This is a genomic window from Trichlorobacter sp. (assembly GCF_030247655.1).
Classification (GTDB): Bacteria; Desulfobacterota; Desulfuromonadia; order Geobacterales; family Pseudopelobacteraceae; genus Trichlorobacter.
Genome location: NZ_JAOTRZ010000060.1, coordinates 1 through 14744, shown reverse-complemented (window position 1 = coordinate 14744; position 14744 = coordinate 1). Strand labels below are relative to the sequence as shown.

General features: G+C 52.3%; 9 protein-coding genes and 1 tRNA gene. 4 read left to right on the top strand and 6 right to left on the bottom strand.

Translation table 11 applies throughout. The features are described from left to right. The 4 genes from OEL57_RS07400 to OEL57_RS07385 form a co-directional block, all read right to left on the bottom strand. Positions 1-3800 (bottom strand): RHS repeat-associated core domain-containing protein (locus tag OEL57_RS07400; RefSeq protein WP_300739130.1); only part of this gene is annotated, 3800 nt, incomplete at its 3' end. 44 nt (positions 3801-3844) lie between these two features. Continuing rightward, positions 3845-4147, bottom strand: a complete 303-nt coding sequence (locus OEL57_RS07395) for a hypothetical protein (protein ID WP_300739127.1) — start codon at positions 4145-4147, stop codon at positions 3845-3847. A gap of 2 nt (positions 4148-4149) precedes the next feature. Continuing rightward, complete coding sequence (locus OEL57_RS07390) at positions 4150-5019, bottom strand: hypothetical protein (protein ID WP_300739124.1); 870 nt, start codon at positions 5017-5019, stop codon at positions 4150-4152. 262 nt (positions 5020-5281) lie between these two features. Beyond that, entirely contained in the window at positions 5282-8197 is a 2916-nt protein-coding gene (locus OEL57_RS07385) for a Tn3 family transposase (protein ID WP_300739122.1), read from the bottom strand. A gap of 156 nt (positions 8198-8353) precedes the next feature. On the opposite strand from OEL57_RS07385, the gene OEL57_RS07380 reads away from it, so the two are divergent. Next, positions 8354-8974: a recombinase family protein gene (locus OEL57_RS07380; protein WP_300739120.1), complete on the top strand. Its 621-nt coding sequence runs from the start codon at positions 8354-8356 to the stop codon at positions 8972-8974. Positions 8975-9136: 162 nt separating this feature from the next. Next, complete coding sequence (locus OEL57_RS07375) at positions 9137-9433, top strand: hypothetical protein (RefSeq protein ID WP_300739118.1); 297 nt, start codon at positions 9137-9139, stop codon at positions 9431-9433. Positions 9434-9605: 172 nt separating this feature from the next. Here the strand turns inward: OEL57_RS07375 and OEL57_RS07370 are convergent. Continuing rightward, positions 9606-9680, bottom strand: a tRNA-Gly gene (locus tag OEL57_RS07370). Between the two features lie 50 nt (positions 9681-9730). Continuing rightward, complete coding sequence (locus tag OEL57_RS07365; RefSeq protein ID WP_300739116.1) at positions 9731-11968, bottom strand: vitamin B12-dependent ribonucleotide reductase; 2238 nt, start codon at positions 11966-11968, stop codon at positions 9731-9733. Positions 11969-12263: 295 nt separating this feature from the next. Here OEL57_RS07365 and OEL57_RS07360 point away from each other — a divergent pair, with 295 nt between their 5' ends. Both OEL57_RS07360 and OEL57_RS07355 read left to right on the top strand, forming a co-directional pair. Then, positions 12264-13625 carry a right-handed parallel beta-helix repeat-containing protein gene (locus OEL57_RS07360; RefSeq protein WP_300739114.1) on the top strand — a complete coding sequence of 454 codons (1362 nt, stop codon included), beginning with the start codon at positions 12264-12266 and terminating at the stop codon, positions 13623-13625. A 15-nt stretch (positions 13626-13640) separates the two neighbouring features. Then, on the top strand, positions 13641-14744 hold a 1104-nt coding region (locus tag OEL57_RS07355; RefSeq protein WP_300739110.1), incomplete at its 3' end, for an aminotransferase class V-fold PLP-dependent enzyme.

Below are 14744 nucleotides of genomic sequence, written 5' to 3'. Positions count from 1 at the left end.
AGAGGTGATTTAATAGCACCAGCTCCAGTACCTAACTCAAGGGCTAATCTTTCATATTTCATAAAAACATTAACACGGCTGTTTGGATTTGGATTATTCACAAAGAAACGATAGTCAGTATAAAGGGAGTTCAATACACTATGAGACAAACTTGATGGTGCAGTAATTTCCCCATATGGGCTACGCTGTTGCAGTCCCTCCGGATCAATCCAGTTAATCGGATTATTTTGGACGTACGCAAATAGATTAACATCCCCTCCGGCGAAGCCTATCGGATCTTTACTGATGAACCTCCCCTCCATCGGATCATAATATCTGAACCAGTTGTAATACAGCCCGGTCTCCTTATCCCACTCCCTGGCAGTAAACTGATAGCTGTTCCTGAATCCCGTCGTCGGTCTCGGCTGCCCAAACACGCTGTAGCTGTACCGTTCTACCACAGTTCTGGCGGTATCGCTAATAGCCGTGATGCTGCCTAACCCATCGGCATGGTAGTAGTAAAACTGCCCGTTTCTCTCCAGCGCCAGATGTTCATCCGTATGCGGGCCGTGGGTGTAGAAGGTTTTGGTGGTGATACCGTTCTTGTCGGTAAAGAGTTCCAGAATGATGTTGTCACCATCATTGACGTAGCTGGTTGTCTCGGTGGTGGTTGGGTTGGTGGTGGTTGGGTTGGTGGTTTGTAGCTTTTTCTCAATCCGTCTGCCAAAGGGATCGTACTTGTAGGTTACGGTTCGCTTCTCTGCTCCTTTGCTTCGTTCTGATCTGCTGAGTTGATTCTCATAATCCCAGCTTTGAATCCAGCCTTTGGTTTCGTTGATGCTTTTTGCTGTCTGGTTACCGTTGTTGTCATAGCTGTAGCTGTACTGTCTGCCCTGGGTCATCCGGTTGGCAGCATCATGGCTGTAGCTGGTGTCACGTGGGCCGGGGCCGGTGGTTCGGTTGCCTACTTGGTCATAGCTGTAGGTTTCATACCCTTTGGGGGTGATGGCCTGCAGGATGCGGTAGGTGGCGTCGTAGCTGTAGCTTTCCGGTGTGCTGCCGCTTTTTGCGGTGCGGTTGCCGGTGTCATCCAGGGTATATCCGGCGCTGGTGATGATGGTTGTGTCGGGGTTGCTGTGGGTCAGTGCGGTCAGCCTGCCTGCATCGTCATAGCTGTAGGTTGCAATGATCTGGTTGGGATAGGCCAGTGTTGTGCGCTGGTTGTTGATGTTGTAGCCAAAGCTGAAGCTTCCGGCAGGGCTGGTCAGGGTCTCCAGGCGGCTGATGTTGTCGTAGGCATAGTTGACGATCCGCTGGTCTGCGGTACCCGGTTGCAGGGTGGTTTTGGTGCGGTTGCCGTTTAGGTCGTAGTCGTAGCTGATGCTGTAGCCTCTGCTGTCGGCTACGGTCTTGATCCGGTTGGCTGCATCATAGGTGTAGCTGTAGCTGACTGCGCTGTTTACTGCGGTCAGGATGTTGTTCCTGCTGTCGTAGGTAAAGGTGGTGGTGCTGCTGTCTGGGTAGCTGGTTTGGGTCAGACGTTGTAGTGCATCGTAAGTGTAGCTGATGGTCTGGCCATTGGCATCGGTGCGGGAGGTTGGCAGGTCGGTTGCGCCGTAGCTGTAGGCAGTGGTTTTGTTCAGGGGGTCAATGGTGCTGGTTACCCGGTTGATTGTGTCATAGACCCAGGTGCTCTTCTGATTCTTTGCGTCGGTGATACTGGTGAGCTGATCAGCACCGCTGCAGGTGGGGCAGGCGGGGGTGCCGTAGCCCAGAGTAGTGACGGCATTCAGGGCATTGGTGCTGTTTGTCTGCTGGCCACGGTAGTTGTAGCTGTAGCTGGTGGTTTTGTTGTTGGCATCGGTTATTGTCTTGAGGTTACCGTTTTTTTCATAGCTGTAGCTGGTTACCTTGCCCAGGGGGTTGGTGACCGTTGCGACCTGATTGCCGGAGTTGTAGGTGTAGGTAGTTATCTTGCCCAGGGGATCAGTAACAGTTAGGAGGTTGCCGTTTGCATCATGGGTCAGCTGATAGAGTGCAGCAATGGGCGGAGTGCCGGTGGCAGGCAGGGTAACACTGAGCAGGTCGTTGGTGGTGGCATGATAAGCCAGGCTGGTAACCTTGCTACGGGGATCGGTGATGGCCAGCAAGTTGCCTTTGCTGTCGTAGGTGTAGCTGGTGGTTTCATTTGCCGGGTTGGTGCTGGTCAGCAGGTTACCGGCGGTGTCATAGCTGTAGGCGTAGCTGCCCGGTGCGCCGCTGACGGTCAATATCTGGCCAAAGCTGTTGTAGGTAAAACTGGTGGTCTGGTTTAAGGGGTCTTTAACCGTCAGGATATTCCCCTTGCTGTCATAGGTATAGGTGGTGGTGCCGATACCGGGTTCAGTCTTGGTCAGCAGATTACCCTGGGTGTCGTAGGTATAGCTGGTATTGTTGCCCAAGGGATCAGTCTTGGAGAGGATGTTTTCTGTCAAAGCCTCGTAGCTGTAGCTCCAGCCGTTGCCGTCTTTGGCGGTGTAGGTAAGAGGTTTTGCCGCCACCACAGCTATCGGATAGGAATCGGGAACCTTGCCGGCCGGAGCTGTTGGCGCATGGGTGTAGCTGAGAGTTCTGCTGTTGGGGTCTGTGGCAATACTGAGGCGGTTATTGCTGTCATAACTGTAGCTGGTAAGGTTGCTTTCCGGGTCGGTCTTTGAGGCAAGCAGGCCGTTGCTGTTGTAACTGTAGTTCCACTGACCGGTGTCGGGATGGGTAACGGTAGTCAGTTTGCCACCGGTGTAGCTGAAGTTGTAGCTGTTGGCCTTGGGATCGGTGATGCTGCTGAGTTTGCCATCGCTATCATAACTGAAGAGAGCTGTTCTGCCATTGGCATCGGTAATGCTGCTGAGCTTGCCGCTGGTGTAGCTGAAGCTGATGGTGTTGCCATTACGGTCAATGATTGAGGTGGCAAGACCGGTTGCTGCAAAGTTACGTTTCAGTCCGTCCTTTTCTGTGATGGTGAAGCTGCTGTCGGCGTTTTGCACCAAGGTTGAGTAATCTCCCTTTGGGGGTACATAACTGCCGCTGTAGTTGTTGTAGATACGGCGCTTGCCGTTTAACCAGAGAGTTATGGTGTAGCCTGCACCGTTGGTTAGAAATGTTTCATAGCTGTGGCTCCAGCCGTTGCCGATGGTACTGGGGGATGGCTGAAGACTGCGATAGTAGAGAGAGAGGGCAAGGCGTAACGGCTGGCTGCCTTTAATGCTGAACAGTTCCTGGTCGTGGGAAAGTCTGCCGGTGCCGACGTTGACGCTGGATTCTGCACAGGTTTCATTTGCAGGGCGGTTGAAGTCACCGCCCTGGCAGACGGGAGTGGCTGGGATAATCCAGATTGGTCTGGTTATCACGTCCGTATATACAGACCCAAAAGAGTACGGCGCCATACTCTTGCCATCGATAAGACCGGTATAGTAACGGTGTACGCTTAGCAGGTGCGTACCTTCTTTGTTACGGAATACCTTGAAGTTATATGGCAGTGTGGCTGCAATTAATCCACTCGGGGTGGCCCAGCCACTTGCGCTGCTGCTATCCGGATTTTCGATAACACTTCCACCGCGGCAAATAACAGACCGAACTGTCCAGTGTATGGTTGCACCATCACTCATCCCATCGGGAATGCAGGAGTCAGCAATGTATTCGCTACCGATAATGTCAACACCATTTTGTGGGTCACAGGAGACCGCATGGGCGGCGGTGGTGGAAAACAACAGCGTAAGGCCGGCCAGTAAAGCAATCAGGCCGTGTAGAAGATGGGTGTGGTAGGAAGCTGGCTTCATCTGCATGGATAGGTCTCGTGTTTTGACGTTATAGAAAGATGTCATGGGGCTTACCTGATAACCAGGCCGTCGGCAATGATGGTACCGTCGCTGATGGTGAGTTCGCCGTTCAGGATCGGTTCACCAACGATGCTGGTGTAGCCGCTGTCGTAGCCGCCCTGCAGGGTGGTGGTTATCGGACGGTTGCAGGTGAGGGATTCGGTATAGGTGGTGGCCCAGAGTTTGATGATACTGCTGTCTGCTATGACGTTGTAGGCGGCCTGAATGGATGAGTAGTAAGAACCGTTACTTGCCTTGACCTGATGAGACGTGTCGTAGGTATAGTTGGCGGTGATGCTGCTGTCTGCATTCATGGTTAGATGGCAATCGCCGGTGCCGTTGCAGGCTCCGTTACTCCAGCCGTTAAGATTGAATAGTGCGGTGTCTGGCGCAGGGTGACAATGCTGCCTTCTGGAAAGGAGGCAGAGCAGTTGGTGTTGCAGGCGATTCCGGTCGGGTCGCTGATGACAGTGCCGCTGCCGGTGCCGTTGAAGAGCAGACTTAAGGTGCGGTTTTGTACAAGACTTAGATCAATAAAGCGAAAGGATCGGCCTGCCAGGGTCTGGATATTGCCGTAGTTGCTGATGAGGCTCAGGTAGTGGCTGCCGTCATCCTGTGAGATGCCTGATCCAAAATCAGCTGCATTGGCTGCCGAGAAGGTCTGATAGTCAAAGCGGATCGTGCCGTCGGGAAAGAGTACGGCTTCAAAGCTGTTGGGCAGGAAGCCGCCTTCATCGCTCCATGTTTCAGTCTGCCATTCAACAACCACCCGCTCTGGATTGGTTTTGTGCTGGATAAAGACGCCGCCGTAGCTGTAGGTGGAAAGGTCGTTGTTCCAGGGGCTGATAACCGGGCCTTTAGCGGTGATCCCCAGGCTGAAGGCATAGGTGGAAGCGGTGTTGCTAAACCAGATGGAGCCGTTGGTATCAACGTTGATCTGGGTGTAGGGTTGGCGGTAGAAGGTAAAGCCGGAGAAGGAGGCAGGCAGGGTGTAGGTAAGAACGGCATCGTCGCCAAGCAGGGCATCGTAATCAACAGTGGGAGTAGCAGGAAAAACAGCGTCGGTGCCGTCCCAGCTACTGGTTACTTCCGAGAGTTGGTAGATGCCGTCGGTGGTGGTTGCCGGGGATGCAATGGGGACGGAAAGCAGCATGAGCGCTGCACAGGCCAGGGAGGTATACTTCATCAACTGCTCCTACGGTGTTGGGGTGACGCAATGCAATCTGTCGTAAAAGCGGATTGATTACGATATATGGATATTTAGATAGCACCCTTTTCCGTAATTGCAAGGGGGAATAGAAAAATATTTTTTGGCGCATCTTCGTTTCAAGGTGCTGGATAGGGGGTAGGCTTAGTTAGCAGATGCAAAAGAGAGCCATGCTAATGTGTTCTGAGTCTTAACGTGCTATTTCCCCCCCTTTTCTGAGGTGCCCCCAAGTTGCTGCACCCTATGCAGGCTCATCAAGTGGCAGCCTGACGTCCATATCCAGATCAAACCGCCCGTAGGGGTTGATGTGTTTTGTAATCAGCGGACTAAGCGCCGCTAGATCACGGGTTGTCATTTTGTCAGACCAGACCGGTTCTTTGAGCACCTGCTGGATCATCAGGGTATTGATGTACACCATGCTGGCCTGCAGCAGGTGCAGGCAAAGCAATCCCATCTCCTGACCATCCCTGCGGTTGGTTGATATTTCTCCCTGCTTACCGTAATAGATGAAGCCGTTGGTGCTGTTCCAGCTCTCAACTACATTCAATCCTTCATGAACTTCACGACGCAACTCCTCTGAATCCAGATACCGGCAGAGGAAGATGGTCTTGATTGCTTTTCCCAGTTCTGCCAAAGCCTTGTAAGCAGGGTGCTGGATATTATTCCGGCTGAACCGGCGCAGCAGGCTCTCTGCATCAGCCATCCCCAGTTTCAAGGCAGCAGCGTGCTTGACCATGGTATCCAGCTGTTCCTCAATTAACTCCCAGTTGATAGCCTTGCCTGCTATGATCGGATTGATGTTCGGGAAGTCTTGTTTGCTGTCGGCCTTATACAGCTTCTGTTTATTGATTCCTTTCAGCCTCGGCATCAGGTCAAACCCCAACAGCCTGCAGAAGGCAAAGGCGATTGCATTCTGGCCGTGGCTGTCCACATACTGTCGTTCAACCTCCATCTCTGTGCAGTGTCGCAGCACCCCCTGGATCATGGCCGCTGCCTCTGACGACGAGACTCGCTTGAACTGGGAGTAGATGCAGGCGGCATTCTTTTCCACATGCCAGTAAACCATGACGCCCCGGCCTCCATAACGCAGGTGCCATTCAGTCAGCAGGTTCTGATCCCAGGCACCGAACTGTTTGGAGTCGGAAGCACAGGCGGTGGTTGCTTCACCCCATATTTGGGGCAACCGTATTGCCAGGGTTGCATTCACCACCTGGGCAATGGCCTGACGCAATCCCTCGTTGGAGATGAATCGGCGACGGACGTAGAGCAAATCCTTGTAATCATCGTCTGGCAATGATTCCATACTCTTAATACCGGTATTGGTACCCATACCGAACAAACAGAGTAGAATCCTACGCCTGAGGGTGGCCTTATCCATATGGCTGCGTTCAGTACCGCTCTGAATAAAGCGGGTAAAGTCTGTCCGCAGGTCTGCCTCTTTCAATACATCCAGGAGACTGGTGCCTGGCCAGCGCTGGGTAATCTCCCGTTTAAGGGTTGCTAGGTTTTCTGGCTCTGCCTGGGGTTCAAAGGGGGTGACCGAAATCCGGTGGTCATCCTTCACTGCTACAATCCTGACCTTGGGGTTGAGCGGTATGCACTTATTGAAATTGTCGAGGTGGCGGGTCAGCTCCTGTCGCAATGATGCTGTGAACTCCTTTGCATCAATAGGTATGCTCAAGTCCTCATAGTAGGTAGCCTTCCGTTCTTCAAAGTCCTGAGGCAGGTCTTCTTCCGGGTCTCGATAGCGTCGGCTGCCAACTACCCAGATCTCACGGCAGCGCAGTTGTTCCCGCAAGGCCCTGAGGACGCAGATTTCATAGGCGTTACGATTGATCACACCATCTTCAACCACCAGTGGTAGCCAGTTTGATGGGACAATGCCCTTCAAAGGGGCTTGTATCTCTTCCGGGAAGGTTGGTTTCTTGTGTTCAAGTTGTGAAGTGATCAGATCAAGGGCCTGCAGGAGTGGTTGGTATTGAACATTGGTGCAGCGGAATTCCAGGTTATGAAGCAGTTCAGGCAGCATTCTGCGGTAGTGGTGCCGATAGGCTTTCTGTAAGGCTGTTCTGACTTTTCCGGTATAACCGGAACTGGCTTCTACTTCCTTGATCAGTGTTTTAAGCCATGGCTCCGGGGCTTCAGGAAAGATGACATCGGAGACAATGCCCTGGGGTGCTTCAACAGACGCCTTGGCAATCCGGTAGAGCTTGATCATCTTGCTGGGGGCCTTCTGCAGTGCTTCGCCAAGCCCTTCATCAATCCGCTTCTCTGCCTTTTTGCCCATTTTGTGGACGGTCTCGATCAGTAGATCCACCAGGTGGTCGGTAAGCTCTTCACTACGTCGATGAAGGAAGGCTGCCATCAGCGTGGCCCGAAGAGAGGCTTCATGCCGCCTAAGTTCAAACGGTTCTTCAACAGCTACACGCTTGGCATAGCGTTCCAGCAGTTTGGGAGAGACTTCTTTGAAAAGATCACGTGGAAGGCCAATGTCTCTGACTGTCTGCAGGCGGACGACAGCCTCTTTAATGCTGTCAATACCCGCCTTGCCGGGATCACTTTTAAGGTTCTGCCAAATCGTCCAGTCACCATCATCTGCCGGATGAATCTGGAGAAGGGCATCCATACGCTTCAGGATGATGAGGGTGAGAACACTGGCAATTGCTGTACAGAAACGGTTTTCGTGTTCAGTGATGGCAGACTGGATCAGACGGCGAAGCTGTTCATGGGTAGGTGGTTCAACGCATAATGTTCGATACCGCTCAAGGACTAATGATTGAAGTCGCTCTGGCCGTTGTTCCTGATTAAGAAGTTCATCAGCCAACCATTTGACCATTGCTTTTGTATCGCGTGCTGATGTCTTACGATATGCATAAAATTTGCGTATTTCGTTCCGGTGGTAAACTGTAGCACGTCCCGACCATGGATATTCTCGCCAATCTTTGCTGGGTTGATCAAGTTGCTTGGCGACATATCGGATAACTTCCAAAGCTATTTCCCGTGGGGTATCTGAAAATCGCCCTTCAATCTGGAAAAATTTGAGCAATATGGCAAACCCCAGGCGGGTTGATCCGGTTTTGTTTTTCAGCAGCTTAAGCTCATGAGGGAAGATGGTCCATTGTTGTTCCAGCTCTTCTTGTATCCATTTGCGCTTCATGTTGTCTCCAGTATTTGCTGACGATGTATATTGAGTCACATAATCAACCTGATGACATTTTACAAGACATAGTTTAAGGTGCTTTTAAAATGACATTTTTAGAATACAAATCTGACATCAACTTTGTTGTCGTACAAACGACCGTTTAGGTGACATATGCTGATAGGATATATGCGGGTTTCAAAAATGGATGGCTCCCAGACAACAGATCTGCAACGTGACGCACTTGTCGCCGCCGGAGTTAAGCCCGGACATATTTATGAAGACAGAGCATCAGGTAAGCTAGATGCACGTCCTGGACTCGAATCCGCGCTGAAGGCGCTACGAGAAGGCGATACCCTGATGGTATGGAAATTGGATCGCCTGGGCCGGGATCTCAAGCATCTGGTAAATACAGTTCATGATCTGGCAACAAGGAAGGTTGGGTTCAAGGTTTTATCCGGGCATGGCGCATCAATTGACACCACGACTCCGGCAGGTAAACTGGTGTTCGGTATCTTTGCTGCCCTTGCAGAGTTTGAGAGGGAGCTTATTTCAGAGCGGACAAAAGCAGGGCTGGCTGCGGCGAGAGCAAGAGGCCGATCTGGAGGAGCACCGTATAAGATGACAGTGGCAAAATTGCGTCTTGCGATGGCCGCAATGGGGCAACCTGAAACCAAAGTAGGAGAGCTATGCAAGGAGCTTGGCATCACCAGGCAGACTTTGTACCGTCATGTCGGCCCTGATGGCAGTCTGCGTAATGATGGAGAAAATCTACTCAAAACTAAACACAAATAGAGTTTTAATTCCATCATGTTAGCCAACAATCAAAGCACTACTTTGCACTTGGTTACACGAATGTTGGGGTTACCCCTACCTGGTGTTTAAAATCACCTGTTGTTGATTTGACTTTAGAGGGTTAGCTAGCGAGCTGCAAGAAACGATATCAAGCCAGAAGAAGTGCAAAAATCACAACTCATTGAAATTGCTTGTGACCTCAAAATTTCAGTGCAGCATGAAAGGGGTTGGGGTAATAAAACATACAATCTTGAAACTGCTATCGCATTACTTAATGCAACTGAAAACTTCCTCCCTGAGTGGAATAAAGATAGTGCAACTCAGGCGGTTGAGAGAGCGTTTGAATGGGCCAAGGCTGAAGCTGACACCAATCCAGCCCGACTGCTGCGGAAACGTCTTGCGGTAGAGCGCCAGAAGAAGTGCAAAAATCACAACTTATTGAAATTGCTTGTGACTTAAAAATATCCGATAGAGATGATCGAGGCAAGCCCAATAAAACATACAATCTTGATGCAGCCATCGCATTCCCACCAACTCTGAACTTTAATAAATAAAAAACCACTTGTTCCCATGGATGTTCCCATGGGAAAACAAAAAGGGTTAGGCGATTTGCCTAACCCTTTGATTTCTTTGGAGCGGGAAACGGGATTCGAACCCGCGACCTTCAGCTTGGGAAGCTGACACTCTACCACTGAGTTATTCCCGCAAAATGGAGCACCTTTATAGCGAAAGGCGCTCCGCCTTGTCAATCTCTAGTTATGCACATTCAGAGTAGCCGCAGACGTGGCAGACCATGCAGCCACCTTCGTGCTCAACAATGCCACCGCACTCTGGGCAGGCGCCACGCTCATGCTGGGCTGCTTCAGCATTCAGGTCGTAGCCGTTCTCCAGCATGTGGGCCTGAATTGCCTTGGCTACGGCGTCGGCACAGGAGAGGACACGGTTTTCGCCATAGCCGGAAGGGCAGTGGCAGGAGATGCCCAGCAGCTGCTTGATGACCTGGCGGGCCTGGATGCCGCTGCGCCATGCCAGGGAGACCATCCGTCCGATCGCCTCTGATTGTGATGCTGCGCAGCCACCGGCCTTGCCCATGGTGGTGAACAGCTCAAACAGGCCGTTCTTGTCTTCGTTGACGGTGATGTAAAGCGGGCCGCAGCCGGTTTGCATCTGGTAGGTCCAGCCTTTCAGGGCCTTGGGACGTTCACGCTTGATGGCGTGTTTATCATCTTCCATTGCCAGTGACGAAACAACGGCCTTTTCTTCTTTCTTGGTGGTGGACAGAACCTGCTCGTCGCGGGAACCGTCGCGGTAGATGGTGACCCCTTTGCAGCCGGTCTTGTAGGCCAGCATGTAGACGTTTTCAACATCTTCAATGGTGGCGGTGTTGGGGAAGTTAACGGTCTTTGATACGGCGTTGTCAGTGTGGTGCTGGAAGGCAGCCTGCATCTGGATATGGTCTTCCGGCGTGATGTCATGGGCAGTGACAAAGACACGACGGACGTCGGCAGGAACTTCGTCCAGATCATGCACCGTGCCGTGTTCTGCAATCTTCTCCATCAGTTCTGCAGAATAGAAACCACGCTCTTTGGCCAGTTGTTCAAAGGTGGGGTTTACCTCCACCAGCTTAGTGCCGTCCATGACGTTCTTGACATAGGAGATGGCAAAGAGCGGCTCTACGCCGGAAGAGGCGTTGGCTATCATGGAGATGGTACCGGTGGGGGCGATGGTGGTGACGGTGGCGTTGCGCTGTGGAAGGGCACCCTTTTTGTCAAAAGTTGAACCGATGAAGTTGGGGAAAGACCCGCGCTTCTGGCCCAGTTCACGGGAGGCGGCATGGCCTTCATCGTTGATGAACTGCATGAGCTTTTTGCCCAGTTTTACCGCTTCTGCAGAGTTGTACGGGATACCCATCAGGATCAGCATGTCTGCCCAGCCCATAACCCCCAGCCCGATTTTGCGATTTGCGTGGGTCATGTCGTGGATCTGTTGCAGCGGGTACTTGTTGGCCTCGATCACGTTGTCCAGGAAATGGACGGAGTCATGGATGACCTCCTTAAGGCGGCTCCAGTCAATGGCCCCTTCGCTGACAAAACGTCCCAGGTTGATGGAACCCAAATTGCAGGATTCATAGGGCAGCAACGGCTGCTCACCACAGGGGTTGGTGGATTCGATTTCGCCAATATGGGGGGTCGGGTTGTCACGGTTCAGACGATCCAGGAAGATGATACCGGGCTCGCCGTTCTCCCAGGCCTGGTTGACGACCCGCTGAAACACTTTGCGGGCATTCAGGGAGCCCATCTTGGTTTTGTCGCGGGGGTTGAGCAGGTCGTATTCTTCGTCCTGTTCAACCGCTTCCATGAACTTCTCGGTCAGGCCGACCGAGATATTGAAGTTGTTGAACAGCTTCTGATCAGCCTTACACATGATGAAATCCATGATGTTGGGGTGATCAACCCGCAGGATTCCCATGTTGGCACCACGGCGGGTGCCGCCCTGCTTGATGGTTTCAGTGGCGGTATCAAAGACCCGCATAAAGGAGATCGGACCACTGGAAACGCCGGTGGTGGTCTTGACCAGATCATTAGCAGGACGCAGACGGGAGAAGGAGAAACCGGTGCCGCCACCTGATTTGTGGATCATGGCAGTGAACTTGACAGCGTCAAAGATTTCTTCAATGGAGTCACCCACTGGAAGTACGAAACAGGCGGAAAGCTGGCCCAGTTCACGGCCTGCGTTCATAAGGGTAGGGGAGTTGGGGAGAAAGTCAAAGCTGACAATCATCTCATAAAAACGGTCGGCAAGCTTTTTGACATCAGCCTTTTTGTCAAACTTCTTGTCAGGCTCGGCAATGGTTTCTGCAACCCTGCGAAACATATCAGAAGGGGTCTCAAGCGGCTTCCCGCTGGTATCCCGTTTGAGGTAGCGTTTTTCGAGAACCGTAAGGGCGTTGGGGGTGAGCGCAGGTTGACCGGCAGTGGACGCTTGTGCGGACATGGTTGTGTTCTCCTTGTCAGATGGTTCCTATATGCTTTATAACGTGGTACAGGGAAGTGCTGATGAAAGATGATGCAGGTTGCTATGGGTAAATCACAACATTTTGTGCTGATGGCTGGATAGAACCACAACATATATGTGCTGTCAACAGCAAATGTTAAGATATGTTGGGCGTGGTTGGCGAAGTTTTTGAATACAGGAAGCTTTTTAAAAATTTACTCCCGTTGGATACTGTGCTATGAACTTTATCTGTATATTCAGTAATTTGAATGTTTGTCTGATCAGGATACCCTTCGTGAAAAATATTCGATTTTCCCCCGTTTTTACGGTTCGTTGCCTGCTTTTGGGCTGCCTGATTCTGACTCAGGCCGGCTGCCAACAGCTGTTTCATGCCCAGGATGCTCCGTTAAAGGGACAGACGGTAACGGTTTCCATGACGGTTCCTCAGCCGCCGCCACCAGCAGCAAAACCGCTGCAGCAGGTAACCGAGCAGCCGGTTCTGCAGAAAAATCCCCAGAGCCCCCTTGATAGCCGCCTGTTGCCGACTGAGACATCGCTGCATACCGATCCTCTGGCAATCAGAAATCAGGCGGATCTTCCTGTAATGAGTCAGTCAAAACCGGCCCGGGCTGTGATTGATAAGGCCGGTACCGTACTGGTCAATAAGACGGTTGCTGAAGATATGGTGCTGCGTGGCACAGTTCTGATTAAAGGGGCGCTGGTGGTTACTCCCCAGGCAACCTTGCGGATTGATCCCGGTGCCCGGATTTTGTTCGCTTCTGCTCCCGGGTCTATAGAACTTTCTCGCCTGGTGGTACAGGGGCGGATTGTTGCCAATGGTACGCTGCAGCAACCGATTCTGTTTGTGCCTGCCTTGAATCAGCCCCTTGCCGGTGACTGGGGCGGTGTGGTGCTGTTAAACAGTGAGAAGAAGAACAGCTTTGACCATTGTCGTATTGAAGGAGCCCAGACCGGTATTGAGGCTCATTTTTCACGTTTTACCGGGCGAGGCGTGATGGTTTCCAAATCCCGGACCGGTATTGCGCTGTATGATTCTGAAGCCGGTCTGCAGGGCAGTACCATCAGCCGCTGTGACAGGGGGGGCAGGCTCGCTGACAGCGAACTTGATCTGCGTGACAGTACGCTGCAGGAGAACCGCCGGGGCCTGGAGGCGCAGCGTTCTTCTTTTACCTTATCCAGTGTTAAGGTACTGAATAATTCCCAGGAAGGGGTTGCGGCAGACCAGTGCCGTTTCCGCCTGACCAGCAGCCAGTTTTTGGAGAACCGGAGCGGCCTCAGGTTGACCGGTGGCGATGGTCAGCTGTTGCTCTGCCGTTTTTCTCAAAATCGTGAAAGCGGTGCTGAACTGGTGGGGGTGCGGGTCAGAATCAGTAGTTCATCATTTATTCAGAACAATGGCGTTGGTATCCTGCTGGAAAACGCACGGGGCAGTGTTGTTGGCTCTGTTTTTAGTGATAACAGGTCAGGCAATCTGCACAACCGTGGCAGTGAACCTTTTGCCGCGCTGCTTAACTGGTGGGGCAGCGCTGATGAGAAACAGGTGCTGGCCGGTATTCATGATCCAGAGCGGAAGAATGATGCTGCGTTAATTCTGTTTGCTCCTTTTTTGAAAGAACGTCCGGTCACGGCGCCCTAGTCTGTTTATATACTCATGTCTATCTATCTTGATAACGCAGCCACCAGTTTTCCCAAGCCTGAACAGGTCTATCAGGCAGCCATGCAGGCGCTGCAGCAGGTTGGTGCGTCACCAGGAAGAGGCAGCTATGGTCGGGCATTGGATGCCTCACGTCTGGTGCTGGATACCCGCGAGGCTGCTGCACAACTTGTCAATTGTGCTGATTCATCCCGCATCGTCTTTACCAGCAATGCCACCATGGCCCTGAATCTGGCAACCATAGGCACCCTGCAGCCAGGGGACCATGTGGTTACCAGCTCTATGGAGCATAATTCCCTTTTGAGACCGCTGTTTATGCTTGAAAAAGCAGGCGTTGAGCTGACCATTGTGTCTGCTGATCCGCAGGGGCTGGTTGATCCTGATCAGATCAGGCAGGCATTGCGTAAGAACACCAGAATGATTGCGGTGGCCCATGTCTCCAATGTCACCGGCGGGATTCAGGATATTCGGCAGATAGCCGGTATTGCCCAAACGGCTGGTGTTTTGATGCTGCTTGATGCAGCCCAGTCTGCCGGGACTCTTCCCCTTGATATGCAGGCATTGGGGATAGATCTTCTGGCTGCGCCAGGCCATAAGGGGCTGCTGGGGCCACAAGGTACCGGTTTTCTGGCGGTTGCGCCGGGTGTGCAGTTGCGGCCTATCATGGCTGGTGGAACCGGCAGCAGTTCAGATCAGGACCATCAGCCTGATACCTTTCCTGAAGGGTTTGAGGCTGGCACCCATAATCTGTCCGGTATTGCCGGTTTGGGGGCAGGGCTGGGTTTTTTGCTTGAAACTGGTGTTGCCAGAGTTGGGCAGCATGAACAGCAGCTGGCTGAACATGCCCGGCAACGACTGGAAGGTATGGCTGGTTGCAGCCTGTTTGGACCGATAAACCCAGAACAGCGATCCGGTGTGGTCTCTTTGACCATTGAGGGATGGGATCCCGCTATTTTGGCCTTTTACCTTGACCGTGAGTATGGTATTGCGGTTCGGGCAGGTCTGCACTGTGCCCCCCGTGCCCACCGTACCATCGGAAGTTATCCAACCGGCACCCTGCGGATAAGTCCGGGCTGGTTTAACACCCTTGCTGATGTTGAA

Excerpts from the sequence above, each read along its gene's own strand:
- OEL57_RS07395 (WP_300739127.1), bottom strand. The coding sequence starts at position 4,147 with ATGAATGCAGACAGCAGCATCACCGCCAACTATACCTACGACACGTCT.
- OEL57_RS07390 (WP_300739124.1), bottom strand. The coding sequence starts at position 5,019 with ATGAAGTATACCTCCCTGGCCTGTGCAGCGCTCATGCTGCTTTCCGTC.
- OEL57_RS07385 (WP_300739122.1), bottom strand. The coding sequence starts at position 8,197 with ATGAAGCGCAAATGGATACAAGAAGAGCTGGAACAACAATGGACCATC.
- OEL57_RS07380 (WP_300739120.1), top strand. The coding sequence starts at position 8,354 with ATGCTGATAGGATATATGCGGGTTTCAAAAATGGATGGCTCCCAGACA.
- OEL57_RS07365 (WP_300739116.1), bottom strand. The coding sequence starts at position 11,968 with ATGTCCGCACAAGCGTCCACTGCCGGTCAACCTGCGCTCACCCCCAAC.